Source organism: Pseudomonas sp. B8(2017) (assembly GCF_002113575.1).
Lineage (GTDB): Bacteria > Pseudomonadota > Gammaproteobacteria > Pseudomonadales > Pseudomonadaceae > Aquipseudomonas > Aquipseudomonas putida_Z.
The window spans coordinates 706316-732533 of the sequence record NZ_NEIO01000001.1; the positions used below are offsets into that span (position 1 = coordinate 706316).

The following is a 26218-nucleotide window of genomic DNA, read 5'->3' on the forward strand; positions in this document are numbered from 1 at the left end:
GGCAGGTGCAGCCTGGCAGCTATCGGCGCGTGATAAGAAATGTCGCAATGTCGCCATCGTTCGTATTCAGATAGACATTCCTGTCCGGAGGCATGTGATACAGCGTTTTCACGGTACGGCCCGTATGGTCGCGCAGGCGGCAGCGCAGTGTGTCAGGGCCCCATTCCAGCGGTTCGAGTTTTATCAGGTCGACCGGTGAGTTGGTTCGGTACAAACCAAGATAGCCGTTGCGGCTGATCTCGACCTTTCTGTCGCTGTCGGTGCCCGTGCCGTTGATGTAGACATGGATTCGATCCGTTGTCTCGGAGTGGTATTCGATGTTGAACGTGGTGGGTGCTGCTTGGCGTCCGGTGATCAGCCAGCCTTCCTCCTGGCCGAGCCCGGAAGCGTCGCTCAGCCAGACTGGTTGATCTATCCCCGGTGAGTCGAAAGTCATTATGTCTTTGTACCTGTCTTGTGTGCCGTCCCAGTATTTCCAGACCGACTGACAATGTATGTGCGCCTTGAAAGATTTTGCTTCTGCGATCCAGTTGGTAATGCTGTTACTCATGACTGTTCTCCAATGAGGGAGTTGAACTCCCTATGCGTGGGTACAGTAGTAAGGCGCGGGACCGGGCCGAAGCTTGAAGTACTTCCTTGTTCATTGGCATTGCATGGGCGAGCAAGGCTGGGAGGCGACTACGTGGAATGCCGTCAGCGGTTATGCCAGCGATGATGGAGGGTTCTTCTCGGACGACGATTCTTGCGTTTGACAGGTCTGGCATACTGCTCGCAATTTTGGGGGCGCTTTGCGCCCCTTTCGCGACGCAAGGCCGCTCCTGCAAGGGTACGCGAACCCCTGTAGGAGCGGCCTTGTGTCGCGAAAGGGCTGCAAGGCAGCCCCCAGCATTCCAGGCCGACCAAGGGGTTCCAAGGTGAAAAAGATCGCGCTGTTCGCCGATGTGCAGAACCTCTACTACACCGTGCGCCAGGCCCACGGCTGCCACTTCAACTACACCGCCCTGTGGGCCGATGTCAGCCGCGAAGGCCAGATCGTCGAGGCCGTGGCCTATGCCATCGACCGTGGCGACAGCAAGCAACAGCAGTTCCAGCAGATCCTGCGCAATCTCGGTTTCGATGTGCGCCTCAAGCCCTTCATCCAGCGCAGCGATGGCTCGGCCAAAGGTGACTGGGATGTGGGTATTACCCTGGATGTGATCGACGCCGCCAGCCGCGTCGACCAAGTGGTACTGGCCTCCGGCGATGGTGATTTCGACCTGCTGCTGGAGCGGGTGATACAGCGCCATGGCACCGAGGCGGTGGTGTATGGTGTGCCCGGGCTTACCGCACTGTCGCTGATCCGTGCCGCCACCCGTTATGTGCCCATCGAGGGTGCGCTGTTGCTAAAACACTGAGATTTTTCATGGAACGTATCGCTGTCATCGACTTTGAAACCACCGGCATCAGCCCCGGCGCCGGCTGCCGCGCTACTGAGGTGGCGGTGGTGATGCTGGAGGGCGGGCGCATCGTCGAGCGCTACCAGAGCCTGATGAACGCGGGTGTGCCGGTACCGGCCTTCGTCGCCGGGCTCACTGGCATCACCACCGCCATGCTGCGCAGTGCGCCGCCGGTGGACAAGGTGATGAACGAAGTGGCCGAATTCGTCGGCGGCACCCCGTTGCTGGCACACAATGCCGCCTTCGACCAGAAGTTCTGGGACTACGAACTGGGCCGCATCGGCCGTAGCCGCAGCCAGGCCTTCGCCTGTTCCCTGCTGCTGTCACGGCGCCTGTTGCCGACGGCACCGAACCACAAGCTGGGCACCCTGACCCGCTGGGCCGGGCTGCCGGATACCGGTACCGCGCACCGGGCCATGGCCGATGCCGAAATGGCCGCCAACCTGCTGCAACACCTGGCTGGCGTGCTGCGCCAGGGCCATGGTGTACAGCAGCTTTCGCACGACCTGCTCTGCCGCCTGCAGAAAACCCCGGCCGCCAAGGTTCGTGAAGCTCTGGCCAGGTACTGTTAGGGCTTCTTCTCCAGTTGCCCCAGCGGGACCCGCCGCTCCACAGCGCTTGAGAGAATGATCGAGGTCTTGCTGAAGCCGAACTGCGCGACCCGGTTGATCAGTTCTTCCAGCTCCGGCATCGAACCCACCGCTGCCTGCATGATGACGCAGGGGTCGCCGGTTACCCGGTGGCATTCGGTCAACTGGGGGATCTGGGTCAACGCTTCGTAGGCCTGCTGGTTGCCGTGGCTGGCCAGGCGCAGTTCGATCACGCACTGGATCGGCAGGCCGATCTTGCTCATGTCGACCTTGGCCTGGTAGCCGGTGATAACCCCGCTGGCCTCGAGCTTGGCCACCCGCTCGGCCACCGCCGGTGCCGACAGGTTCACCTGGCGCGCCAGTTGCGCGAAGGTGGCGCGGCCATTGTCGAGCAGGGCGGCGAGCAGCATGCGGTCATACTTGTCCATGGGTTATTCCTGCCTGGTTTCGATTCGATTGAAAAGCATCCGAATAACCATGCAATGCAAAGTGTTCGGGTGATTTAAAGCTGTTTTGTAACTTAAGTTTACACGGTGGCCTTTCTAAACTAAGCCACCCGTAAACGGATTTCGAGTGTTTCCCATGCCTGCCTCCCGTCGCTTCCCGTTGTTGCTCATTGGCGCTTTCCTGGCCTTGTACCTGGTCTGGGGCTCCACCTACCTGTTCATTCGCATTGGCGTCGAGAGCTGGCCACCGATGCTCATGGCCGGGGTGCGCTTCCTGATTGCCGGGGGCCTGCTGTATGGCTTCTTGCGCTGGCGCGGTGTGCCGGCACCGACCTGGCCGCAGTGGCGGGCTGCGGGGGCGATCGGTTTCCTGCTGCTCTGCTGTGGCAACGGTGGCGTGACCGTGGCCGAGCATGCCGGTGTGGCCTCGGGCGTGGCGGCACTGGCGGTGGCGACGGTGCCGCTGTTCACCTTGCTGTTCGGCCTGCTGTTCGGGCACCGCAATTCGAAGCTGGAGTGGGCGGGGATCGCCCTCGGGCTGGTGGGTATCGGCCTGCTGAACCTGGGCTCCAACCTGCAGGCAAGCCCGATTGGCGCGGCGCTGATCATTTTTGCGGCGGCGTCGTGGGCATTCGGCTCGGTGTGGAGCAAGACCTTGCCGCTGCCCCAGGGGCCCATGGCCAGCGCCGCGGAAATGCTGGTCGGTGGCGCTGTGCTGCTGCTCGGCAGCGTGCTGTCTGGCGAGCGCATGACGCAGATGCCGACCGCTGCCGGCTGGGGTGCACTGGCCTACCTGGTGTTCTTCGGTTCGATCCTGGCGTTCAGTGCCTACATGTACCTGCTCAAGCACGTACGCCCGGCAGCCGCCACCAGCTATGCCTACGTCAACCCGGCGGTGGCCGTGCTGCTGGGCATCGTCTTTGCCGGTGAGCAGATTGGTGCCGAAGAATGTGTGGCCATGGCGGTGATCATCGGCGCGGTGGTGCTGATCGGCCTGCCGCAGTGGCGCAAGGCACCTGAGCCGGCGCAGCCGTTGAAAGGCGAAATCTGCAAGTAGGCAGGGGTGATGCGGTAAACTTGCCGCCTTCGCTGAACCCCCTGACGGTATTGCCATGAATTTCGCCAAACTCGGCCTGATCGAACCGCTGCTGCGCACCCTGCAGCAACTGGACTACACCACCCCGACCCCGGTGCAGGCCAAGGCCATCCCCGCCGTGCTGGCCGGCCGCGACCTGATGGCCGCGGCCCAGACCGGCACCGGCAAGACCGCGGGCTTTGCCCTGCCTGTGCTGCAGCGCCTGGCGCTGGAAGGCGAGAAGGTGGCCAGCAACTCGATCCGCGCGCTGGTGCTGGTGCCCACCCGTGAGCTGGCCGAGCAGGTGCACAACAACGTGCGCGAGTACGCCGAGAACCTGCCGCTGAGCACCTACGCGGTGTATGGCGGGGTCAGCATCAACCCGCAGATGATGCGCCTGCGCCGTGGTGTCGACCTGCTGGTGGCCACCCCGGGGCGCTTGCTCGACCTGTTCCGGCAGAACGCCGTGAAGTTCAACCAGGTGCAGACCTTGGTGCTGGACGAAGCCGACCGCATGCTCGACCTGGGCTTTGCCGAAGAGCTGCAGTCGGTGTACGCCGCGCTGCCACGCAAGCGCCAGACGTTGCTGTTCTCCGCCACTTTCTCCGACCAGATCCGCATGCTGGCGGGGCTGGCCCTGAACGACCCGCTGAGCATCGAAGTCAGCCCACGCAATGCCACGGCCACCAGCGTCAAGCAGTGGCTGGTACCTGTGGATAAAAAGCGCAAGGTCGACCTGTTCTGCCACCTGCTGCGCAAGCAGCGCTGGAAGCAGGTGCTGGTGTTCGCCAAGACCCGCAATGGCGTCGATCAACTGGTGGAGCGCTTGCTGGCCGAGGGTGTGAATGCCGACGGTATCCACGGTGACCGCCCGCAAGCCACCCGCCAGCGCGCGCTGGACAGCTTCAAGGCCCGCGAAATCCAGGTGCTGGTGGCGACCGATGTGGCGGCCCGCGGCCTGGATATCGACGACTTGCCGCTGGTGGTCAACCTTGACCTGCCGATCGTTGCCGAGGATTACGTGCACCGCATCGGGCGTACCGGGCGGGCGGGCAACAAGGGCGAGGCGATCTCGCTGGTGTGTGCGGATGAAGTGCAGCTGCTGGCGGCGATCGAAGTGCTGACCCGGCAGACCCTGCCGCGTCATGAAGAGCCGGACTTCATCCCTGACCACCGGGTGCCGATGACCGACGCCAGTGGCCAGGTGATCAAGAAGCCGAAGAAGCCCAAGAAGCCGAAGGAAAACAGCGCCAAGCGCGGGTTGGGGCGCTGGATGGACAGTGCTGAATCAGGCAGTGCGGAGCCGGCGGTGAAGGCGGTGCGCAAGGTGCCGAGCTTCAATGGTGGGGCGCGCAAGCGTAAGCCTTGATTGCCTGACCTGGCCTCATCGCCGGCAAGCCGGCTCCCACAGGTACTGCGCTGCTCTCAAGGCCACTGCTGTACTTGTGGGAGCTGGCTTGCCGGCGATGGGTTGCAAAGCAGCCCCGACAATCTGTCAGGAAACCCGCATAACCCAATCCGCCGCCGCTCGCCCGGCGCGCAAGCCGCTGGCAAAGCACGCTGTCAGCAGATACCCCCCAGTCGGTGCCTCCCAGTCCAGCATCTCGCCGGCACAGAACACCCCCGGCATGCCCTTGACCATCAAGCCCTCATCCAGCCCCTCGAAACGCACCCCGCCCGCGCTGCTGATCGCCTCATCCAGCGGCCGCGTGCGCACCAGCGTGATCGGCAATGCCTTGATCGCCTTCGCCAAGGCACCAGGGTCGGCAAAGGTCGCCTGATCGGTCAGCTCGCGCAACAGCGCAGCCTTGACCCCGTCGATACCCAGTTGGCTGTGCAGGTGCTTGGCCATGGAGCGCGAACCCCGTGGCTTGGCCAGCGCCTGGGCAATCTTGTCCACAGGCTTGTCCGGCAACAGGTCTAGCAGCAACACCCCGTGGCCCTCACGGTTGATGGCCTCGCGCACCGGCGCTGACCATGCATACACCAGGCTGCCTTCCACACCCTGCGCGGTGAGGATGAACTCGCCCTTGCGCGGCGCGCTGCCGGGAACGCTGAGGGCAATGTTCTTCAACGGCGCACCGGCGAACTTGTCCTTGAGCAGCGCACTCCAGCCTGCCACTTCAAAACCGCAGTTGCTGGGTTGCAAGGGCGAGATATCCACAGCCCGTGCGGCCAGCAGCGGCTGCCAGCTACCGTCCGAGCCCAGTCGCGCCCAGCTGCCGCCACCCAGCGCCAGCACCACCACGGCGGCCTTCACCGCCCGCTCGCCTTGTGGATAAGCAATCCGCAATGCACTTTCGGCATTCCAGCCCAACCAGCGGTGACGGGTGTGGATAACTACCCCGCTGTCGCGCAGGCGCTTGAGCCAGGCGCGCAGCAGTGGCGCGGCTTTCATGTCGGTGGGGAACACCCGGCCCGAGGTGCCGACGAAGGTTTCGATGCCCAGGCCGTGAATCCACTGGCGCAAGGCGTCGGCATCGAAGTCGTGCAGCAGCGCGGCGATTTCGCCCTGGCGCTCGGCATACCGGCTGACGAACGCCGGGTAGGGCTCGGAATGGGTGATGTTCATGCCACCGACACCCGCCAGCAGGAACTTGCGGCCCACCGATGGCATGGCATCGAACACCTCGACCGCCAGGCCCGCCTGGGCCAGTGCTTCGGCGGCCATCAGGCCGGCTGGGCCGCCGCCGATGACGACAGCGAGGGGAGGGGAGGCGGGGCTCAGATCAGGCATGGTGGGCAGCAGGCTGTGGAAAAGAGCGCATTCTAGCGCAGCGCGGCCTGTGGAAGCACTGCTCAAAAATTGATCAGAGCTTTGCAGGCCTTGCCTGTAAAGGGCTGCAGCGCCTTTCCCGCAGGTTATCCACAAGCGGTTCCACAGTCATTGTGAACAACCGATGACGCGTGCCGCGCTGTGATGAAGGATGCCGTGGCGCCTGGCCAGGGCTGCGCGGTCCTTGCTGTAGCCACCGCCGATCACGCCCACCACCGGGATGTCGCGGCCCAGGCAGTGGCGCAGTACCGCTTCGTCACGGGCGGCAACGCCTGCATCGGTGAGTTGCAGATAGCCCAGGGCGTCGTCCTTGTGCACATCGACCCCGGCGTCGTACAGCACCAGGTCGGGTCGATAGAGTGGCAGCAGGTAGTTGAGGGCGTCGTCCACCACCTTCAGGTAGGCCATGTCACCCATGCCGCGGGGCAGGGGGATGTCCCAATCGCTTTGTGCCTTGCGCGCCGGGAAGTTCTGTTCGCAGTGCAGCGACACGGTGATGGCGTCTGGTGTGTCGTGCAGGATGCGCGCGGTGCCGTCACCCTGATGCACATCGCAGTCGAAGATCAGCACCCGGTGTACCCGGCCAGCCTCCAGCAGGTAGCGGCTGATCACGGCCAGGTCGTTGAAGATGCAGAAACCGGCAGGGTGGTCGTAATGGGCGTGGTGGGTGCCGCCGGCAAGGTGGCAGGCGATGCCGTGCTGCAGCGCCATCTCGGCGCTCAGCAGCGAGCCGCCTACGGCGCGCACGGTACGCCGGGCCAGGGCCTCGCTCCAGGGCAGGCCGAGGCGGCGTTGGTCCTCGCGTGACAGGTCACCGTTCATGTAGCGCTCGATGTAGCTGCGGTCGTGGGCCAGGGCGAGGATGTCGTTGGGGCAGATGTCCGGGCGCAGCAGGGCCTGGTCGGTGGTCAGCCCGCTGTCGATCAAGTGGTCGTGCAGCAGGCGAAACTTGTCCATGGGGAAGCGGTGTTCGGCAGGGAACTCCGGGCTGTAGTCTTCGTGGTAGATCAGCGGCAACGGCATGGGTGGGGTCGCAATCGGGGCCAGTGCTGATCTTGCCATGGCTAGGGCAGCTTTGCTGCCCAATCGCCGGCAAGCCAGCTCCCACAGGTACTGCACAAGGCGAAAAGGCTATGGGATACCTGTGGGAGCTGGCTTGCCGGCGATGAGGCCAGAATAGGCAGTGCACGGCAGTTGCCCTGGCAGGCAGGAGCGGCGTCAGTGCTGTTTCGTGGTACTGGCCAGCACCCGTTGCCAGTCCGGTTCGTTCAGGCGGCCGAGGATACGCGTCTTGCCATTGCCGTCCACCGAAACGAACAGCGCACTGGCATAGCCGCTCTCACGCTCGCCCCCCGCAACTTTCTGCTGGCGGGCAAAATGGTCGATGCAGCCGTTGTGGGTCACCAGCACCAGGTTATGCCCCGGTCGTTTGTGTGCCAGCGCTTCGCTGGCGAACTGGCTGTCACAGCTTTCCAGCCAGTCCTCACTGGCCACCGCCTGGCCGAGGATGAAATGCGCGGTTTGCCGTGTGCGCAGTTTCGGGCTGCTGAGCATATCGGCGTTGTTCAGGCCCAGCTGGTGCAGCCCTTGGCCAACACGTCCGGCAGCCTGGCTGCCGGCCACGGTGATGCCGGTGGGGTCGTCCAGGCACGGGCCGGGGGCGCTGTCGCAGCGCTCGGCGTGGCGGATCATCACGATCACCGCACCGTCGGCCCAGTCCTGCAGCAGGCCGCTGTCACTCAATTGTCGTTCGTTGCCAAGGTCCACGATGTGCGTCCTCGTCGCCAGCCAGGTGCTCAACGCCGCCACGACCATGCACAGGCCAAGGGCGGCACCGAGGGCTTTGCGGGTCAGGTGTCGCTTGCGCCGGGCGTGGATGGCTGGGTGCCCCAGGGTGTTGCTCGATAGCATGCGTTGCTCCGTTGGCATGGTCGCGGCTGGCGCGGCGGTGTTGGCTGGCATCCTGCCAACTGGCCTGTCGGGGGGCGGTGAAGGGCGTGTGAAAATTGCATTCGGCTGCGCCGGCTGGGTGAAACCTGCACCCGCGCCTACGCTGTAAACTGCAAGACGGTAAAACCGGAGCACGCCCGATGACCCCTATCCTGCAACTGGAAAGCGCGCGGCTGGTGCTGCGCCAATGGCACGACGACGACCTGCGCGAGTTCGCCGCCCTGTGTGCCGACCCGCAGGTGATGCGCTACTTCCCGGCGCCGCTGACGCGCGTGGAGGCAGCCGCGCTGATCGGCCGCGTGCGCGGGCATTTCAATGAGTACGGCTTTGGCCTGTGGGCCCTGGAGCGCAAGGACAGCGGTGCGTTCATCGGCATGACGGGGTTGCTGCACGTGGGCTTCGATGCCGATTTCGCGCCGGCGGTGGAGATCGGCTGGCGCCTGGCACGCCGCCACTGGGGCCTGGGTTTCGCCAGCGAGGCGGCGTGGACCTGCCTGCGCTGTGCTTTCGCCCAATTGCGCCTGGAGGAGGTGGTGTCGTTCACTAGCGAGAGCAACCTGCCCTCGCAGAAGGTCATGCAGGCCATCGGTATGCAGCAGGACCTGAATGGCAGTTTCGAACACCCCAGTCTGCCCGTGGGCCATCCGCTGCGCCCGCATGTGCTGTACCGCATCGACCGCGCTCACTGGGAGCGTACCCTGCGCGCCTGAATGCATGGCCATGCCCGGCGCGAATGACAAACCCTGTATCATTTGCCTTCATAAGAGTGCTGTAGAGACCTGTTTGCCTTGCTAGGAGAACCCCCGATGAGTCATGTGTTGGACGACCTGGTCGACCTGTTGAGCCTCGAGTCCATCGAGGAGAACCTGTTCCGTGGCCGCAGCCAGGACCTGGGCTTCCGCCAGCTGTACGGTGGGCAGGTACTGGGCCAATCGTTGTCGGCGGCCAGCCAGACGGTCGAGGATGCACGCCATGTGCATTCGTTGCACGGCTACTTCCTGCGCCCTGGCGATGCCAGCCTGCCGGTGGTGTATTCGGTGGACCGCGTGCGCGATGGCGGCAGCTTCAGCACCCGGCGGGTGACGGCGATTCAGAAGGGCCAGCCGATCTTCACCTGCAGCGCCTCGTTCCAATACGACGAGGAAGGTTTCGAGCACCAGGCGCAGATGCCCGAGGTGGTCGGCCCGGAGAACCTGCCCACTGAAGTCGAGCTGGCCCGGGCCATGGCCGACCAGTTGCCCGAACGCATTCGCGACAAGGTGCTGTGCGCCAAGCCGATCGAGATCCGCCCGGTCACCGAGCGCGACCCGTTCAACCCCAAGCCTGGCGACCCGGTGAAGTACGCCTGGTTCCGCGCCGACGGCAACCTGCCCGATATCCCCGCCCTGCACAAATACATGCTGGCCTACGCCTCGGACTTCGGCCTGCTGACCACTGCGTTGCTGCCCCATGGCAAATCGGTGTGGCAGCGTGACATGCAGATCGCCAGCCTCGACCATTCGCTGTGGTTCCATGGCAACCTGCGTGCCGACGAGTGGCTGCTGTACGCCACCGACAGCCCTTGGGCGGGCAATGCCCGTGGCTTCTGCCGCGGCAGCATCTTCAACCAGGCCGGGCAACTGGTGGCGTCGTCGTGCCAGGAAGGCCTGATTCGCCATCGCAAGGACTGGGCATGAGCCTGGGCGAGGTGCGCAACTGGGTGTTCGACATGGACGGCACCCTGACCGTGGCCGTGCACGATTTTGCCGCCATCCGCGTAGCGCTGGATATCCCGGCCGAGCACGACATCCTCACCCACCTGGCAGCCTTGCCGGCGGACGAGGCGGCGGCCAAGCATGCCTGGCTGCTGGAGCACGAGCGTGACCTGGCGATTGCCTCCACGGCGGCCACCGGGGCGGTGGAACTGGTGCGCGAACTGGCCCAGCGTGGTTGCCGGCTGGGCATTCTGACCCGCAATGCCCGCGAGTTGGCGCATGTGACGCTGGAGGCCATCGGCCTGGCGGACTGCTTCCCGGTGGAGCACATTCTGGGGCGTGACGAAGCGGCGCCCAAGCCAAGCCCGGATGGGCTGCTGAAGATTGCCAATGCCTGGGGTGTGGCACCGGGTGAGCTGGTGATGGTGGGGGATTACCGGTTTGACCTGGACTGTGGGCGGGCCGCAGGGGCGCGCACGGTGCTGGTGAACCTGCCGGACAATCCGTGGCCGGAGCTGGTGGATTGGCATGCGGCCGATTGCCGGGCATTGAAGGTGATGCTGGGCTGAATCTTGTGTTGGCAATGTGGGCCCTATCGCCGGCAAGCCAGCTCCCACAGGGACACCACTAGAGCTGAGACTTGTGCAATACCTGTGGGAGCTGGCTTGCCGGCGATAGGGCCGGACCTGTCTATGCTGAACCCCAATCTATTCCCTGAACGGAGACCTATCCATGACCAGCAAGGCCATCTACGTAAAACCCGGCGGCGGCTACGACAAGGTCGAGGTCGGTACCAGCGAGGCTCTCGCCCCCCAGGCCGATGAAATCACCGTGCGCCTGCACGCCAGCTCTCTCAACTACCACGATTTCGCCGTTGTCAGCGGCATGTGGGGCCCGAGCGAGCGGCGCATCCCCATGGCCGATGGCGCTGGCGAAGTGGTCGCGGTGGGTAGCGGCGTCACCGAGTTCCAGGTCGGCGACAATGTGGTCAGTACCTTCTTCCCCGACTGGCTCGACGGCCAGGCCAATGTGGAAGGCTTCGCCAGGGTGCCCGGCGACGGTATCGATGGTTACGCCCGTGAACAGGTCACCGCTCGCGCCACCGCCTTCACCCTGGCGCCCAAGGGCTTCAGCCATGCAGAAGCTGCCACGCTGACCACGGCCGGTCTCACGGCCTGGCGTGCGTTGATGAGCGACGACCACCTCAAGCCCGGCGATACGGTGCTGGTGCAGGGCACGGGCGGTGTGTCGATCTTCGCCCTGCAGTTTGCCAAGCTGGCCGGCGCGACGGTGATCGCCACCTCTTCCAGCGACGCCAAGCTGGAGCGCCTGAAAGCCCTGGGTGCCGACCACCTGATCAACTACAAGAGCACCCCGGCGTGGGGTGAGAAAGTGCGCGAGCTGACCGGCAACCGCGGTGTCGACCATGTAATCGAAGTGGGTGGCCCGGCGACGCTGGAGCAATCGATGGTTGCCGCGCGCATTGGTGGGCATGTGTCGTTGATCGGCATCCTCACCGGCGTGGCCGGGCAGTTGCCACTGGTGCAGGCGCTGGTGCGGCAGATTCGCCTGCAAGGCGTGCTGGTGGGCAGCCGCGCCCAGCAGCAGGCGATGGTGCGGGCGATCGATGCCAACGGCCTGCGGCCGGTGGTGGACAAGCATTTCGAGCTGGAACAGATCGTCGAGGCGTTCCGTTATCAGGAGAGCAATCGGCATTTCGGCAAGATCTGCCTGACCTGGTAATGGCCGGGGGCTGCTTTGCAGCCCATTCGCCGGCAAGCCAGCTCCCACCTCGACCGTATCGGCCTCGAGCCTTGCGCTACCCCTGTGGGAGCTGGCTTGCCGGCGATCGGGCCGCGTAGCGGCCCCTAGTCCGGCAACAACCGGTCGCGGCTATTGGACAGGTGCAGGCACACCGCTGCCCGCGCCGCATCCGGGTCCTGCCGGCGGATGGCATTGAGGATCGCCTCATGCTCGAGGTTGGCCAGGTACGCCTGCCGCGCCAGCTTCGCCCCGCTGCGTTCGGCCAGGGCCATGCGGTTGCGCGGGATCAGGCCGTTGCCCAGCTGCAACAGCATTTCAGTGAAGTACAGGTTGCCAGTGGCCTCGGCAATCAACAGGTGAAAGCGCCGGTCGGCCTCGATGCAGCTGTCGCCGGCGGCGGCCAGGTCCTGGTAGTCATCCAGCGCCTGGCGCATGCGCCTCAGGTGCCCCTCGTCACGGCGTAGCGCGGCCAGGGCGGCGGCCTGGCCTTCCAGGCCGATGCGCAGCTCCAGCAGGTCGCGCACATTCGCCGCGCTTTCCGCAGCGATGCGCAGGCCGGCCTGGGTCTGGCGCTCCATCACGAACGTACCGATACCGTGGCGTGGCTCCACCAGCCCCGAGGCCTGCAATTTCGACAGGGCCTCGCGGACCACGGTGCGGCTGACCCCATGCTCGCGCACCAGGCTGTTTTCCGAGGGCAACTTGTCGCCTGGCTTGAAGGTACCCAGCAAGATCTGTTGGGTCAGGCTGGAGACCAGGTCATGGGCACGGCTGTGGCCGCGTTTGTGGGCTTGTTCGGTGGCCATGGTGTGATCCGATTGTTGTTGTGCTTGTACGACAAGTTAATCGATAAAAATATTTCTTGCCGATTTTTCCTGCGGTCAAGCCAGCGAGTAGTTTGTCTGTTTTTGCAAGATCGACGCATATTGGCTTTGCGGTAGCTTGTATTTTGTGATTTTGCCGATGTTGTTGATCTTGTCGTACAACTGCACTGCGCATATGCTCCTCCCCACTGCCATGTCAGACAACCTCGACCCGCACAAAAACAATTAGTGGGAGATCCGCAAGTGAACGATACCCTCGCTCCGTCTGCCCGGAATGAAGGCGACGCCCTGGCCAGCGCCGTGGCCAAGGTCAAGCGCCACGTCCTGCCGCTGTTCGTCATCATGTTCATCGTCAACTACCTGGACCGCGTCAACATCGGCTTCGTCCGTCCCCATCTGGAAAGCGATCTGGGCATCAGCGCCGTGGCCTATGGCTTTGGCGCCGGCCTGTTCTTCATTGGCTACGCGTTGTTCGAAGTGCCCTCGAACATGCTGCTGCAGAAGGTCGGCGCACGGCTGTGGCTGACCCGCATCATGTTCACCTGGGGGCTGGTGGCCACGGCCATGGCGTTCGTGCAGAACGAAACCCAGTTCTACGTGCTGCGCTTTCTGCTGGGCGTTGCCGAAGCGGGCTTCTTCCCCGGGGTGATCTACTACTTCACCCGCTGGCTGCCGGCCGCCGAGCGTGGCAAGGCGATTGCCATCTTCCTCAGCGGCTCGGCATTGGCGTCGCTGATTTCCGGGCCGCTGGCCGGCGCGCTGATGCAGATCCAGGGCCTGGGCATGCATGGCTGGCAGTGGATGCTGTTCATCGAAGGCATGGCCTCGGTGACGCTGTGCTTCTTCGTGTTCTTCTGGCTCGACTCCAGGCCGCAGGACGCCAAGTGGCTGAGCCAGGCCGAGCAGGAAGCACTGGTGGGCGCCATCGATCGCGAGCAGCTTGAGCGCGAAGCGGTCGGCGCGCTCAGGCCATCGGCCTGGAGCCTGCTCAAGGACCGCCAGATCCTGCTGTTCTGCCTGATCTACTTCTGCATCCAGCTGACCATCTACGCCGCCACCTTCTGGCTGCCGAGCATCATCAAGCGCATGGGTGACCTCAGCGACCTGCAGGTCGGCTTCTTCAACTCGATCCCGTGGCTGATCTCGATCCTGGCCATGTATGCCTTCGCCGCCGGCTCGGCGCGCTGGAAGTTCCAGCAGGCCTGGGTCGCAGGTGCGCTGGTGATCGCTGCCATCGGCATGTTCATGTCCACCACGGGTGGGCCGGTGTTCGCCTTTGTCGCGGTGTGCTTCGCGGCCATCGGTTTCAAGTCGGCGTCGTCACTGTTCTGGCCGATCCCGCAGGGCTACCTGGATGCCCGCATCGCCGCTGCGGTGATCGCCTTGATCAACTCGGTCGGCAACCTCGGCGGCTTCGTCGCCCCCACCACCTTCGGCCTGCTGGAGCAGCAGACCGGTTCGATCCAGGGCGGCCTGTACGGCCTGGCGGTGACCTCGGTGCTGGCGGCCATTGCCATCTTCTTCGTACGCACTCGCCCAAAGGGCGTCCCTTCCGATGACCTCAAGGCCCCTTCGGCCCTGGGTCAGAGCCATTGATGACTGCGAGACAACAACCATGAACATGCAGACCCTTCACACCAGCACCCCCGTGGTCACTGATCTGCGCGTGATCCCCGTCGCCGGGCACGACAGCATGCTGCTCAACCTCAGTGGTGCCCATGGCCCGTTCTTCACCCGCAACGTGGTGGTGCTGCGTGACAGCGCCGGCAATACCGGGTTGGGCGAGGTGCCGGGCGGCGAGAAGATCCGCCAGACATTGGAGGACGCCCGCAGCCTGGTGGTCGGCCAGCCGATCGGCCATTACCAGCGCGTGCTCAATGCCATGCGCCAGACCTTCGCCAACCGTGACTCGGCTGGTCGCGGCCTGCAGACCTTCGACCTGCGCATCACCGTGCATGCGGTGACGGCCATCGAGTCGGCGCTGCTCGACCTGCTCGGCCAGCACCTGAACGTGCCGATGGCGGCACTGCTGGGCGAGGGGCAGCAGCGCGAGGCGGTGAAGATGCTCGGTTACCTGTTCTACATCGGCGACCGCCAGCAAACCGACCTGGCCTACCGCAACGAAGCCGATGCCGAGGACGACTGGTTCCGCCTGCGCCACGAAAAGGCCCTGACCCCGGACGCGGTGGTGCGCCTGGCCGAGGCCGCCAAGGCGCGCTATGGATTCAGCGACTTCAAGCTCAAGGGCGGGGTGTTGCGCGGCGAGGAGGAGATGGAAGCGGTAACGGCGCTGGCCGAGCGCTTCCCCGAAGCCCGCATCACCCTCGACCCGAATGGTGCCTGGTCATTGAAGGAAGCCATTGCCCTGTGCCGCGACAAGCACGATGTGCTGGCCTACGCCGAAGACCCGTGCGGTGCCGAGAACGGCTACTCGGGCCGTGAGGTGATGGCCGAGTTCCGCCGTGCCACCGGCCTGCCCACCGCCACCAACATGATCGCTACCGACTGGCGGCAGATGGGCCATGCGATCCAGTTGCAGTCGGTGGACATTCCGCTGGCCGACCCGCACTTCTGGACCTTGCAGGGTTCGGTACGGGTGGCGCAGATGTGCAACGATTGGGGGCTGACCTGGGGTTCGCATTCCAACAACCACTTCGATATCTCGCTGGCAATGTTCACCCAGGTGGCGGCTGCGGCGCCGGGTGAAATCACTGCGATCGACACCCACTGGATCTGGCAGGACGGCCAGCGCCTGACCCGCGAACCACTGCGCATCGTCGACGGGCATGTGCACGTGCCGGCGCGGCCGGGGCTTGGGGTGGAGCTGGATGAAGACCAGCTGGCCAAGGCGCATGAGTGCTACCGCAACATGGGGTTGGGCGCGCGGGATGACAGCGTGGCAATGCAGTTCCTGATTCCGGGGTGGAGCTTCGATAACAAGCGGCCTTGCCTGGTGCGTTGAGGCTGCTGGCCCTTTCGCGGGCTTGCCCGCTCCCACAGGTACTGCATCAGGCTCAAGGCCTGCATTTATCCTGTGGGAGCGGGCGAGCCCGCGAAGAGGCAGGCACAAATCAACCTGCTTCGAAAAACTTCCGCGCCATCGCCACGAATGCCCCCAACACCGGGTTAGGGTTATCCCGGCAGAACGCCAGGAAAATCTCCGCCTGCTGCTCCATCCCTACCAATGGCCTGAACACCACCTGCTCCAGGCGCAATGCCTGCGCCGAGGCCGGCACCACCGCGCAGCCCAGCCCCACATTGACCAGCCCCAGTATCGAGTGAGTCTGCCCCAGTTGGTGCAGGTACCGCGGCTGCACCTCATGGCGGGCAAACAGGTTGGCGATGCGGTCATGGAAGTAGCGCCCTTCGTTGGCGCTGTACATCACGAACGGTTGTTCATCGAAATCGCTCGGCCTGAGCCGCTCACGTGCCGCCAGCGCATGCCCGGCGGGCAGGGCGGCGATGAAGGGTTCGCGGTGGATCGGCAGGTACTCCACACGCGCGCTGGGCAGCACCTGGCGCACCAGGCCAACATCGATCAGCCCTGCCTCCAGGTCATGCACCTGGGTGCTGGAGACGCGTTCGCTGAGCACCAGTTCGATGTCCGGCAGCGCCTGCCCGGCATGCACCAGCAAGCGCGGGATCATGCTGTAGGCACCCACTGCGGTGAAACCCAGGGTCAACTTGCCCGCTTCGCCATGAGCGATGCGCCGCGCCGACTGGCTGGCCGACTCGGCGATCTGCAGGATGCGACGGGCGTCTTCGAGAAAGCTCTGGCCCGCCAGGGTCAGCCGCGCCTGGCGGTTGTTACGCTCGAGCAGCAACACGCCGAGGGCATGTTCCAGCAACTGGATCTGCCGGCTCAAGGGCGGCTGGGTCATGTGCAGGCGGGTGGCGGCGCGGCCGAAATGCAGCTCTTCGGCCACGGCCACGAAGCAGCGCAGCTGATGCAGCTCCATGATTCAATTCCTGAATTATTCGATCCAGCATCTATATTAGACCTGTATCAAATGCCGGCCTAGCATCGAGTCATGTCTTCGAACTGCCGGATGCCCACCATGAACGAAAACCCCATCGAAGTGCTGTTGACCCAGCCAGTACCAGAGGCCATCGATGCCCGGCTGGTCAGCGCCTATCGGGTACATCGCCTGTATCAGCATTCCAACCCGCAACAGTTGCTCGACGAAGCAGGCCCGCGCATTCGTGGTGTGGTTACAGGCGGTGCCAAGGGCCTGTCCAATGAGCTGATGGAGCAACTGCCCGCGCTGGAGATCATCGCCATCAGCGGCATCGGCACCGATGCCGTGGACCTGCGCCATGCGGCCAGCCGCGGCATCCATGTCACCACCACGCCGGGCGTGCTCACCGCCGATGTGGCCGACCTGGCCATGGGCTTGATCATTGGCACCTTGCGCCGCCTGGGCGAGGGTGAGCGGCTGGTGCGTGATGGCTTGTGGGGCAAGGTCGACCTGCCATTGGCGCGCAAGGTCAGCGGTATCGAACTGGGCATCGTCGGGCTTGGCGAGGTGGGCAAGGCAATCGCTCGGCGTGCCGCTGCATTCGACATGCGTATTGCCTACAACGGGCGGCGCGAGCAACCAGAAACCGGCTACCGCTATGAGGCCGATCTGGTCGAGCTGGCGCGCTCGGTGGATGTGCTGGTGGTTGCAGCTGCCGCCGATGGCGGCCAGGTGCTGGTGACGGCCGAGGTGCTCGATGCACTGGGGCCGGAGGGGTACCTGGTCAATGTGGCGCGCGGCAAGTTGGTGGATGAGAACGCGCTGGTCGAGGCGTTGCGTGAGCAGCGCATTGCCGGGGCCGGGCTGGATGTGTTCGTCGATGAGCCGCATGTGCCGCCGGCGCTGCGTGACCTGAACCAGGTCGTTCTGCAGCCGCATCGAGGCAGCGCCACGCTGCAAACCCGGCTGGAAATGGGGCAGATGGTTTTATCGAATCTCGCTGCTTGCTTCCGCGGCGAGGTTCCCCCGAATTGCGCGTAGGCCCCATCGCCGGCAAGCCGGCTCCCACAGGGACAGCGCATGCCTTGAACACTGCACTGACCCTGTGGGAGCGGCTTTAGCCGCGAAGAGGCCGGTACAGGCAACACAAGGCCCCAAGGGCCACACCTTCTCCGCACAAGAACAATCGCTTCCACCGAGAAGCAAGAGGGTCCACATGAACAGCAAATCCGCCGTCGCCGCACCGCAGGCCGTGGCCGGGATCGGTCGCCATCGCTTCCTGGTCCTGGCACTGATCTTCGTCATCACCGTCATCAACTACGCCGACCGCGCCACCCTGTCGATTACCGGCACCGAGGTGCTCAAGGACCTCGGCCTGGACCCGGTCATGCTGGGCATGATCTTCTCTGCTTTCGCCTGGGCCTACGCCCTGGGCCAGGTGCCTGGCGGCTGGTTGCTCGACCGCTTCGGCGCACGCCGGGTCTACGGCATAAGCCTGATCCTCTGGTCGCTGTTCACCCTGCTGCAAGGGACCGTGGGCTGGATGGGCCTGGCTGGTGTGTCCGCCGCTGTAGCGTTGTTCTCCATGCGGTTCATGTTGGGCCTGGTGGAGTCGCCGGCCTTCCCGGCCAACTCGCGCATCGTCAGTTGCTGGTTCCCCACCCGCGAGCGCGGCACCGCCTCGGCACTGTTCAACTCGGCGCAGTACATGGCCGTGGTGGTGTTCGCACCGTTGATGGCGTGGATGACCCATGCGCTGAGCTGGGAGCAGGTGTTCATCTGGATGGGCGTGCTGGGGCTGGCGCTGAGCGTGGTGTGGTTCCGCTTGTACCACGAGCCGCACAGTGCGCCAGGGCTGAGCCCCGAAGAGCTGGACTACATGCGTGAAGGCGGCGCCCTGGTCGACCTGGAAAAGGAACGCAAGACCGCCAAGAGCAAACCGACCCGGGCCGAGCTTGCGCAACTGTTCACCAGCCGTAACCTGTGGGCGGTGTACCTGGGCCAGTACTGCATCACCGCGCTCACCTACTTCTTCATCACCTGGTTCCCGATCTACCTGATCAAGGGCCGTGGCATGACCATCATGGAGGCCGGCTGGGTGGCCGCGTTGCCGGCAATCTGCGGTTTTACCGGTGGCATTCTCGGTGGCTTCGTGTCCGACTGGCTGATCCGCCGTGGCGTGCACCCGTCCAGGGCGCGCAAGACCCCGTTCATCATCGGCATGGGGCTGTCCACCAGCCTGGTGCTGGCCAACTATGTGGACGGCAATGCCGCAGTGATCGCCCTGATGACCCTGGCCTTCTTCGGCAAAGGCCTGGCGGCGGTGGGCTGGGCGGTGTTGTCGGATGTGGCGCCGAAGAAGATGGTTGGCCTGTGCGGTGGCGTGTTCAACGGCATCGGCAACATCGCCGGTATCGTCACCCCGTTGGTGATCGGTTATGTGGTGGCCAGCACCGGCTCGTTCCACAACGCACTCTGGTTCGTGGCCGCCCATGGCGTGCTGGGGATCCTCGCTTACCTGTTGCTGGCCCGACGCTTCGAGCGTACCGGGCAGGCGTAGGCAGACGCCTGGCAACAGAGGCCCCGGGAGACCGGGGCTTTTTTGTGGCTGGCAGAAAGTGGTGATGCCTGCACCGGCCCTTTCGCGGGCTTGCCCGCTCCCACAGGTACACCACAGGTTTGAGGGGCGTGGAAGTAACCTGTGGGAGCGGGCGAGCCCGCGAAAGGGCCAGTACAGCCACAAACACACCCAAATGAAAAACAAAAGCTCCAGACGGCCTGGTGGCGCGATCGGGCATGCCATTCACGACATCTGGCGTTCATGGAAATGCCCTGTCGTGATCGAACAGTTCCGGGGCGTTCTCGTGTAATTTCCCACAGCCCTGCGGGGCTTAAATGAAGCCCGACCTGCACTGACACGTTGCTCTGTGACGCGTGCCAAATATCAACAACAGAGCGCGAGTAACGTGTCGACTTATTGATTTCAAAGGAGATATTTTCGCCTACACCTGCCCGTCCATCCTTGTGTCAGCAAAAAGAGAACAACATCAATGAACACCGTGGGATCTGATGGCAACCTTGCACAAGGTTTCAAGCCACGTCATGTAACGATGCTGTCCATCGCCGGCATCATCGGCGCCGGACTTTTCGTCGGCTCTGGCCACGCCATCGCGGCAGCCGGGCCAGCTACCATAATTTCCTATTTCGTGGCCGGGACCCTGGTGGTACTGGTCATGCGCATGCTCGGCGAAATGGCCGTGGCACACCCGGACACCGGATCGTTTTCCACCTACGCCGAGCAGGCCATCGGCCGCTGGGCCGGCTACACCATCGGCTGGCTGTACTGGTGGTTCTGGGTACTGGTAATCCCGATCGAAGCACTGGCCGCCGGGCATGTGCTGAACGCCTGGTTCCCGCAGGTGGACAGCTGGATATTCGCCCTGGCTTCGGTGCTGCTGCTGGCTGGTACCAACCTGTTCAGCGTGGCCAAATACGGTGAGTTCGAGTTCTGGTTCGCCATTCTCAAAGTCACGGCCATTCTCGGTTTCATCGGCTTGGGTTTCGCCGCACTGATGGGCTGGCTGCCCAACCGCGAGGTCAGCGGCCTGAGCGGCTTGATGGCCGAGCACGGCGGCTTCGCGCCGAAGGGCTGGTCGGCCGTGGTGGGTGCGTTCATCACCGTGATGTTCAGCTTCATCGGCACCGAAGCGGTGACCATCGCCGCGTCCGAATCGAGCGACCCGTCGCGCAACATCGCCAAGGCCACTCGCTCGGTGATCTGGCGCATCAGCACCTTCTACATCCTGTCGATCTTCGTGATCATTTCGGTGGTGCCGTGGAACGACCCGCAGCTGGCGGTGGTGGGTTCCTACCAGCGTGCGCTGGAGATCATGAACATCCCCAACGCGGCCTTCATGGTCGACCTGGTGGTGCTGGTGGCAGTGACCAGCTGCATGAACTCTTCGATCTACATTGCCTCGCGGATGATGTACTCGCTGGCCAAGCGCGGTGACGCACCGGCCATGCTCAACAAGACCTCCAAGGTCGGTGTGCCACGCGCTGCGGTATTCGGCAGCACGCTGATCGGCGCGGCCATTGCCATCCTCAACTACTTCGCGCCGAAGGGCGTGTTCGAGTTCCTGCTGGCCAGCTCCGGCGCCATTGCCTTGCTGGTGTACATGGTCATCGCCATTTCGCAGCTGCGCATGCGCCGCCGCCTGGAGCGGGAAAACACCGAGCTGAAGTTCCGCATGTGGCTGTTCCCGTACCTGACCTGGGCGGTGATCCTGTTCATTGGCGGGGCACTGGCGGTCATGATGTTCACGCCTGAACACCGGGCAGAAGTGAGCTCGACATTGGGCCTGGCGATCGTGATTTCCTTCCTGGGGATCGTGACCACGCGAGGCAATGCGCAACCTGTGGGGGTGCGTTCGATGGGGTGATTGAGTTCACCTGGCGGTAGGGCAAAGGGCACCAGTGGATGGGTGCCCTTTGTTTTTTCAGCCCTTCATCATCTTGATGTATCTGATTGCCGCCGGCGCTTTCTCGAAGCGCCGGTGGATCAGGCTAAGCCACGAGCTGGCCTGGCAGTCGACAATACGCCGGTAGTTCACCTGCGGCAGGCTGATGCGTTGCACCACCGACTCTGGCACCACTGCGATGCCTTGGCCGAGTGACACCAGGGTGATCACCGCCACCAGGCTGCCCGGCTGGGGGCCGAGCCTCGGGACGAAACCACCTTGTGCGGCCACCTCCAGCGTGCCGGAGATTTGTTCGGGCAGGATGAAGGTTTCATTGGCCAGGCGCGAGGCCGGGATCTGCGGCACTTCATTTATCCGCGAACTGGCGGGCAGGGCGAGGACGAAACCTTCCTGGTGCAAGGCGATGGCTTCAAGCTCCTCGGGCAGCTCCATCGGTGAGCGCACATAGGCAAGGTCGAGCAGGCCGTCGCGGACCATGCCGGGCAGTTCGGCCATGGGCAGTTCGCGAATGCTCAGGCGCACGCCGGGGCAGGTTTCGCTGTAGCGGCTGACTTGCTGCTGGAGCATGCCCGAGTACGCGGCCGAGGCCACATAGCCCAGTTCTATGCGCCCGCTTTCGCCTCGGGCTGCCCGTTGCGCACCCAGTTGCGCAGCATCGAACTGGCGCACGGCATGTTCGGCCTCGACCAACAGGGCCTGGCCCGCTGCAGTGAGGTTGACCTCGCGCTGGTTGCGTTCGAACAGGCGCACGCCCAGCTCGCGCTCCATGTCCTGGATCTGCCGGCTGAGGGTGGGCGGGGCGATGCCCAGCTGTTCGGCGGCACGGGTGAAGTGACCGTGGCGGGCGACGCAGAGGAAGTAGCGGAAATGGCGGATTTCCATGGGTGTTACCTGCAGGGTAATGACGCGGGCCGCCGGGGCTAACAAGCCTGGGGGCTGGCGGCGTTATGGTGAGGCCAACACTACAAGGCTGGTGGCTTGGCAGCAAAGGCTGCCTGGGAATTGCAGGGGACCGCTTTGCGGTCCATCGCAGGCAAGCCAGCTCCTACAGGTATTGCGCAATCCTTGAAGGCGGAGCGGTCCCTGTAGGAACTGGCTTGCCTGCGATGGGCTGCAAGGCAGCCCCGGCGATTTGAGCAACCAGCCCTGCATCCGGAGCCTCACCATGCCCTCTGCGCGTTTTACCCTGCTCACCGCCTCCCTGGTCTGCGCCCTGATCATCCTCGACACCAACATCGTCGCGGTCAGCCTGCCCAGCATCGCCCGCGACCTGTCCGGCTCGTTCGCCGATATCGAATGGGTGGTCAGCGCCTACCTGCTGGCCTTTGCCGCCTGCCTGCTGCCCGCTGGCAGCCTGGCCGACCGCTTTGGCCGCCGCCGCATGCTGCTGCTCGGCCTGGCCCTGTTCGGCATCGCCTCGCTGGCCTGCGGCGCGGCGCCCAACCTGCTGTTCCTCGACCTGGCCAGGGCAGCCAAGGGCGTTGGTGCGGCGCTGCTGCTGACCTCGGCCCTGGCCGCGATCGGCAACCGCTTCCACCAACCCCAGGAGCGCATGCGCGCCTGGGCCTTCTGGGGCGCCTGCATGGGCGCCACCATCACCTTTGCGCCGCTGCTGGGCGGGGTGATCGCCAGCACCCTTGGCTGGCGCTGGATCTTCTACATCAACCTGCCGTTGGTGGCAGTGCTCGCAGTGATGGTGCTGCGCAGTGTCGAAGAGTCCCGTGACAGCACTGCGGCCCGGCTCGACCCATGGGGCAGCCTGACTTTCGCCGGCAGCCTGGGTTACCTGATCTGGGCAATGATCGATGCCAACCAGGTGGGCTGGGGCAGTGCGCAAACCCTGGGACGGCTGGTGATCAGCGCCTTCCTGTTCGGCCTGTTCGTCATGGTCGAACGCAGCCAGGATCGGCCGATGATCGACCTGCGGCTGATGCGTAGCGGGCGTTTCGTTGGTGCCTTGCTGGGCATGTTCGCCTACGCGGCCTGCGCCCAGGTGATGATGACCCTGCTGCCGCTTTACTTGCAGAACGGCCTGCAGCTGTCGGCCCTGGCCGCAGGGGCGGGCATGCTGCCGTTTGCCGTGGCCATGCTGCTGACGCCACGCCTGGGTATGCGCCTGGCTGCACACTTGAGCCCGGCGCAGGTGTTCGCACTCGGCCTGGTATTGGTCGGGGCGGGTAACCTGCTGTGTGCCTGGGCCACGCAGCAGGGCGGTTACGGTGCATTCGCCCTGGCCAGCCTGGTGCTGGGTGCTGGTGCCGGGCTGCTGAATGGCGATACGCAGAAGAACATCATGGCTTGCGTGCCGCGTGAGCGCACCGGCATGGCGTCGGGGTTGAGTACAACCACGCGGTTCGGGGCGATCGTGCTGGCCATCGGTGGGCTGGGTGGTGTGCTGGCTGCACGTAGTGGGCAGTTGCTGTATGAGGCCATGGCTGCCGTGGCGCCTGGGCAATCGGGCCAGGTTGCCGCGATGGCTACCCGGGTTGCCGCGGGGGATTTGCAGGCGGCGTTGGCGTTGCTTGAGCCCGGGTTGCGGGAAACGGTGGCACCCTTGGCCCGCCAGGCGTTCATCGGGGGCTTCGAAGCCGTGTTGCAGGTCGCCGGTGTGGCGGCGCTGCTGTTCGCGATGCTGGTCGGCGTGTTGCTGAGCCGGCCGCTGCCGGCCATACCGGAGGTGTTGCTGGCCGAGGGACAATCATGAAGCGTGCGGCGGGGCACCACGACACAGCGACTGGGGGCATCGAGCCCCTCGTCGCGGCATTCGACAATCAATCATTCAACAGCCATGGCTTCAGTTCCTTGAGGTTGCTCACCACCAATTGCTGCGCCTCGGGAAGTACTGCCAGGTTGCGGTGGTCGATCTGGTAACGCTGCAACACGTACTTCACCAGCGCCCTGCGGCTGGGCACCACCAGTTGCCCCTGCGTCATGCCGAAGTCGGTTTCGATGATTGCCTTCTGCGCCGCGTTCAATCGCCCGTCAGGTTCGAAGATGACCGGCACCTCGACATTCCAGTCTTCATCCTGCTCGCGGGTGTTCGGCGATTGGTCGAGCAAGTCTGGCTGCCCACGCAGGCGGCTGAGGACGAAGTCGCGATACTGGCCGTTCTTTTCGCAGTAAGCCCTCACGTGCCAGCGCATGCCGGTGTAGACCAGCGTGTGCGGGGCAATGAGGCGCACCTCCACGTTGGGGGTGTTGAAGGACACGTATTCGGTTTCCAGGCGCAAACCTTCACGGCAGGCCTTGAGCAAGGGGCGCAGCACTTCCGGGCGAATAGGCCGGTCCGGCACTTCCAGCACCCGGGTATGCGCATAGGCCAGTGCCAGCCCGTCGATGTGCGGGGCCCGCTCATTGTTCTGATAAAGCAGGTGCAGGTAGGCGCTGGCGCTGTCGTCGATGAACAGCGGCTTGAACTGCTTGCTTGGTACATAGCCCTTGAGCTGCTTGTCATATGTCAAGTTTTTGGGCGCATGTTCGGTGATGTAGGTATTGATGTCCTTCGACGCCTGCTGGCGGCTGATGCCAAAGCTCTGCATCAGGTGGCCCGTGGTCAGCCGGCCTTCCCACCAGGCAACGGTCTCGATCAAGCGATAGCGAAGTGCCAGGTCCCAGCGTACCTGCTCGATGGATTGCTTGCGTTTCATACCCTCTCCATGTGCGCGATTACTTTACCTGTATAAGTCTACATTCTAGACCTGTCACTAAACACTACATATCGTGTTCCTGTCTTCGAAATAAGTTGAAGTCACGAAAGGAAGTGGACATGACCATGTCTGAAGCGGTTTCAACAGGAGCGTTGGTGTTGATCGGGGTGATCCTGGTGGTGCTCCTGATGCAGTACCTGCGGTTGCGAGAAATCTGGCACCTGGTTTTCGCCTGTCGCCAGGACGCGCGTTGGGCGCGGATATGGGAGATGGAAAACCGGGAGCTACGTGCGGCACAGCGTGCCGACAAAGCGCACATCGCACAGCTGCAAAGCAAGCTGGTGCTTTTGCAGAACCTGGTCTCTGCAGAAGAGTGACAAGGGAAGACATGAACAGACTTGAACGGATCAAAGGCTGCCTGCTAGGTGGCGCAGTGGGAGACGCGCTTGGCGCCCCCGTGGAGTTTCTCGAGTGGCCTGTGATCAAGGCCAGGTTCGGCGCGCAGGGCATCATTGATCTTGCCCCGGCCTACGGCATCACCGGTGCGATCAGCGACGATACGCAGATGATGCTGTTCACCGCTGAAGGCTTGCTGCGGGCTTATGTGCTTGGGAGTTCACGGCAGCGCTGTCATGTTCCGAGCATTATTCATCACGCGTTGCTGCGCTGGCTGATGACACAGGATTACCCCTCGACGATACCGGTGACCACGGATGGCTGGCTGATCAAGCACGTGGAGCTCTGGTCGCGCCGCGCCCCCGACGCAACTTGCCTGAATGCGCTCAAGAGCAGCGGGCGGCTGGGTGCGGTTGCCGAAAACAACAGCAAGGGCTGCGGTGCCCTGGTACGGGTTGCACCCTGTGCATTCTTTGCCCATGCATTTGACTACGCAGCGCAGTCCGGGCGACTGACGCACGGACATCCCACCGGTTACCTGGCGGCAGGGCTGTTCGCCGACATTCTCCAGCGCATTGTCGATCGACAAGATAGCGTGGAGCACGCTGTGACTCAGAGCCTGGCCAGGTACGGGCAGGTGCCTGGCATGGAGGAAACGCGCAGCCTGATCGAGCGCGTGCTGTTCTTCTATTACGAGGGCTATGCACCCACCCCGCAACGCATTGACGATTTTGGCGCTGCTTGGGTCGCTGACCAGGTGCTGGCGGTTGGGTTGTGGTGTGCGCTGACAGCTCGGTCACTCGAGGAAGGGGTAGCCATGGCGGTGAATCACAGCGGCGACAGCAGCAGTACCGGGCTGGTCGTCGGGCACTTGCTGGGTGCGCAACATGGTGCTGCCGCTATCCCTGCCCGCTGGCTCGAGCGCCTGGAACTGCGCCAGGTGATTGCGCAGGTAGCCGAAGATATCGAGCGCATTCCGCGGGAGTATTGTGGGGTTGGCGGGGAGTTTGATCAGCAGATCGAACTGGCTTATCCGGGTAGTTGAGCGCAGTGAAGGCCATGAGTTTGCGCGGGGCCGAGGAGCCGGGATGTTTCGTTTTACAGCCCGCTCCCGGTTCTCGAGTCGAGTGGATGATATTGATATCCACTCGAAATTCGTCGATGAGCCTGTTGATCGCTT

25 protein-coding genes are annotated in these 26218 nt (G+C 64.0%); 16 read left to right on the top strand and 9 right to left on the bottom strand.

The window, feature by feature from the left end:
- Positions 1–19: 19 nt before the first annotated feature.
- Positions 20–550, bottom strand: a complete 531-nt coding sequence (locus CAG22_RS03285) for a hypothetical protein (protein WP_085591648.1) — start codon at positions 548–550, stop codon at positions 20–22.
- A gap of 364 nt (positions 551–914) precedes the next feature.
- Here CAG22_RS03285 and CAG22_RS03290 point away from each other — a divergent pair, with 364 nt between their 5' ends.
- A complete protein-coding gene (locus CAG22_RS03290; RefSeq protein ID WP_004576858.1) occupies positions 915–1394 on the top strand; it encodes an NYN domain-containing protein in 480 nt (159 codons plus the stop codon).
- An 8-nt stretch (positions 1395–1402) separates the two neighbouring features.
- Positions 1403–2008 carry a PolC-type DNA polymerase III gene (locus CAG22_RS03295; protein ID WP_085704361.1) on the top strand — a complete coding sequence of 202 codons (606 nt, stop codon included), beginning with the start codon at positions 1403–1405 and terminating at the stop codon, positions 2006–2008.
- Here CAG22_RS03295 and CAG22_RS03300 read toward each other — a convergent pair.
- On the bottom strand, positions 2005–2454 hold the full coding sequence (locus CAG22_RS03300; RefSeq protein ID WP_013974322.1) for an Lrp/AsnC family transcriptional regulator: 450 nt from the start codon (positions 2452–2454) through the stop codon (positions 2005–2007). The genes CAG22_RS03295 and CAG22_RS03300 overlap by 4 nt on opposite strands.
- 154 nt (positions 2455–2608) lie before the next feature.
- Here CAG22_RS03300 and yedA point away from each other — a divergent pair, with 154 nt between their 5' ends.
- Both yedA and CAG22_RS03310 read left to right on the top strand, forming a co-directional pair.
- Complete coding sequence (gene yedA / locus CAG22_RS03305) at positions 2609–3529, top strand: drug/metabolite exporter YedA (protein WP_085704363.1); 921 nt, start codon at positions 2609–2611, stop codon at positions 3527–3529.
- Positions 3530–3584: 55 nt separating this feature from the next.
- A complete protein-coding gene (locus CAG22_RS03310) occupies positions 3585–4916 on the top strand; it encodes a DEAD/DEAH box helicase (protein WP_013974320.1) in 1332 nt (443 codons plus the stop codon).
- Positions 4917–5042: 126 nt separating this feature from the next.
- Here CAG22_RS03310 and CAG22_RS03315 read toward each other — a convergent pair whose 3' ends face one another.
- From CAG22_RS03315 to CAG22_RS03325, 3 genes are all read right to left on the bottom strand, one after another.
- Positions 5043–6284: a TIGR03862 family flavoprotein gene (locus CAG22_RS03315; RefSeq protein WP_085704365.1), complete on the bottom strand. Its 1242-nt coding sequence runs from the start codon at positions 6282–6284 to the stop codon at positions 5043–5045.
- Positions 6285–6431: 147 nt separating this feature from the next.
- Positions 6432–7346 (bottom strand): histone deacetylase, encoded by a 915-nt coding sequence (locus tag CAG22_RS03320; protein WP_015271914.1) that lies wholly within the window; start codon positions 7344–7346, stop codon positions 6432–6434.
- A 195-nt stretch (positions 7347–7541) separates the two neighbouring features.
- The gene (locus CAG22_RS03325; protein WP_085704367.1) at positions 7542–8234 is read right to left on the bottom strand and encodes a histidine phosphatase family protein; all 693 of its coding nucleotides are present in this window, start codon (positions 8232–8234) and stop codon (positions 7542–7544) included.
- Between the two features lie 179 nt (positions 8235–8413).
- Between CAG22_RS03325 and CAG22_RS03330 the strand changes: the two genes are divergently transcribed.
- The 4 genes from CAG22_RS03330 to CAG22_RS03345 all read left to right on the top strand — a co-directional run bounded on the left by CAG22_RS03330 (position 8414) and on the right by CAG22_RS03345 (position 11710).
- Positions 8414–8983: a GNAT family N-acetyltransferase gene (locus CAG22_RS03330; protein WP_085617949.1), complete on the top strand. Its 570-nt coding sequence runs from the start codon at positions 8414–8416 to the stop codon at positions 8981–8983.
- A gap of 96 nt (positions 8984–9079) precedes the next feature.
- Complete coding sequence (tesB, locus tag CAG22_RS03335; protein WP_046613155.1) at positions 9080–9949, top strand: acyl-CoA thioesterase II; 870 nt, start codon at positions 9080–9082, stop codon at positions 9947–9949.
- The gene (locus tag CAG22_RS03340; RefSeq protein ID WP_025340732.1) at positions 9946–10536 is read left to right on the top strand and encodes an HAD family hydrolase; all 591 of its coding nucleotides are present in this window, start codon (positions 9946–9948) and stop codon (positions 10534–10536) included. Before tesB ends, CAG22_RS03340 begins: the two co-directional genes overlap by 4 nt.
- 163 nt (positions 10537–10699) lie before the next feature.
- Positions 10700–11710 carry an NAD(P)-dependent alcohol dehydrogenase gene (locus CAG22_RS03345; protein WP_085692827.1) on the top strand — a complete coding sequence of 337 codons (1011 nt, stop codon included), beginning with the start codon at positions 10700–10702 and terminating at the stop codon, positions 11708–11710.
- 125 nt (positions 11711–11835) lie between these two features.
- Here the strand turns inward: CAG22_RS03345 and CAG22_RS03350 are convergent, their stop codons facing one another.
- Positions 11836–12537, bottom strand: coding sequence for a FadR/GntR family transcriptional regulator (locus tag CAG22_RS03350; RefSeq protein WP_085692828.1), 702 nt, complete (start codon positions 12535–12537; stop codon positions 11836–11838).
- A gap of 261 nt (positions 12538–12798) precedes the next feature.
- Between CAG22_RS03350 and CAG22_RS03355 the strand changes: the two genes are divergently transcribed.
- Positions 12799–14151: an MFS transporter gene (locus CAG22_RS03355; RefSeq protein WP_085704369.1), complete on the top strand. Its 1353-nt coding sequence runs from the start codon at positions 12799–12801 to the stop codon at positions 14149–14151.
- A 19-nt stretch (positions 14152–14170) separates the two neighbouring features.
- Positions 14171–15517, top strand: a complete 1347-nt coding sequence (gene gudD, locus CAG22_RS03360; protein ID WP_015271908.1) for a glucarate dehydratase — start codon at positions 14171–14173, stop codon at positions 15515–15517.
- Between the two features lie 109 nt (positions 15518–15626).
- On the opposite strand, the gene CAG22_RS03365 is transcribed toward gudD, so the two are convergent.
- Positions 15627–16514, bottom strand: a complete 888-nt coding sequence (locus CAG22_RS03365) for a LysR substrate-binding domain-containing protein (RefSeq protein WP_085704371.1) — start codon at positions 16512–16514, stop codon at positions 15627–15629.
- A gap of 99 nt (positions 16515–16613) precedes the next feature.
- Here CAG22_RS03365 and CAG22_RS03370 point away from each other — a divergent pair, with 99 nt between their 5' ends.
- From CAG22_RS03370 to gabP, 3 genes are all read left to right on the top strand, one after another.
- On the top strand, positions 16614–17555 hold the full coding sequence (locus CAG22_RS03370; RefSeq protein ID WP_085591669.1) for a 2-hydroxyacid dehydrogenase: 942 nt from the start codon (positions 16614–16616) through the stop codon (positions 17553–17555).
- Between the two features lie 175 nt (positions 17556–17730).
- Complete coding sequence (locus tag CAG22_RS03375) at positions 17731–19074, top strand: MFS transporter (protein ID WP_025340726.1); 1344 nt, start codon at positions 17731–17733, stop codon at positions 19072–19074.
- Positions 19075–19564: 490 nt separating this feature from the next.
- A complete protein-coding gene (gene gabP, locus CAG22_RS03380; protein ID WP_075046444.1) occupies positions 19565–20956 on the top strand; it encodes a GABA permease in 1392 nt (463 codons plus the stop codon).
- A gap of 57 nt (positions 20957–21013) precedes the next feature.
- On the opposite strand, the gene CAG22_RS03385 is transcribed toward gabP, so the two are convergent.
- Positions 21014–21877, bottom strand: a complete 864-nt coding sequence (locus tag CAG22_RS03385) for a LysR family transcriptional regulator (protein ID WP_085591671.1) — start codon at positions 21875–21877, stop codon at positions 21014–21016.
- Positions 21878–22160: 283 nt separating this feature from the next.
- Here CAG22_RS03385 and CAG22_RS03390 point away from each other — a divergent pair, with 283 nt between their 5' ends.
- Positions 22161–23699 (top strand): MFS transporter, encoded by a 1539-nt coding sequence (locus CAG22_RS03390; protein ID WP_085704373.1) that lies wholly within the window; start codon positions 22161–22163, stop codon positions 23697–23699.
- 67 nt (positions 23700–23766) lie between these two features.
- Here CAG22_RS03390 and CAG22_RS03395 read toward each other — a convergent pair whose 3' ends face one another.
- A complete protein-coding gene (locus CAG22_RS03395) occupies positions 23767–24642 on the bottom strand; it encodes a WYL domain-containing protein (RefSeq protein ID WP_025340723.1) in 876 nt (291 codons plus the stop codon).
- Positions 24643–24761: 119 nt separating this feature from the next.
- On the opposite strand from CAG22_RS03395, the gene CAG22_RS03400 reads away from it, so the two are divergent.
- Positions 24762–25019 (top strand): hypothetical protein, encoded by a 258-nt coding sequence (locus CAG22_RS03400; RefSeq protein ID WP_025340722.1) that lies wholly within the window; start codon positions 24762–24764, stop codon positions 25017–25019.
- A gap of 11 nt (positions 25020–25030) precedes the next feature.
- Complete coding sequence (locus CAG22_RS03405; RefSeq protein ID WP_085591676.1) at positions 25031–26083, top strand: ADP-ribosylglycohydrolase family protein; 1053 nt, start codon at positions 25031–25033, stop codon at positions 26081–26083.
- Positions 26084–26218: the final 135 nt, after the last annotated feature.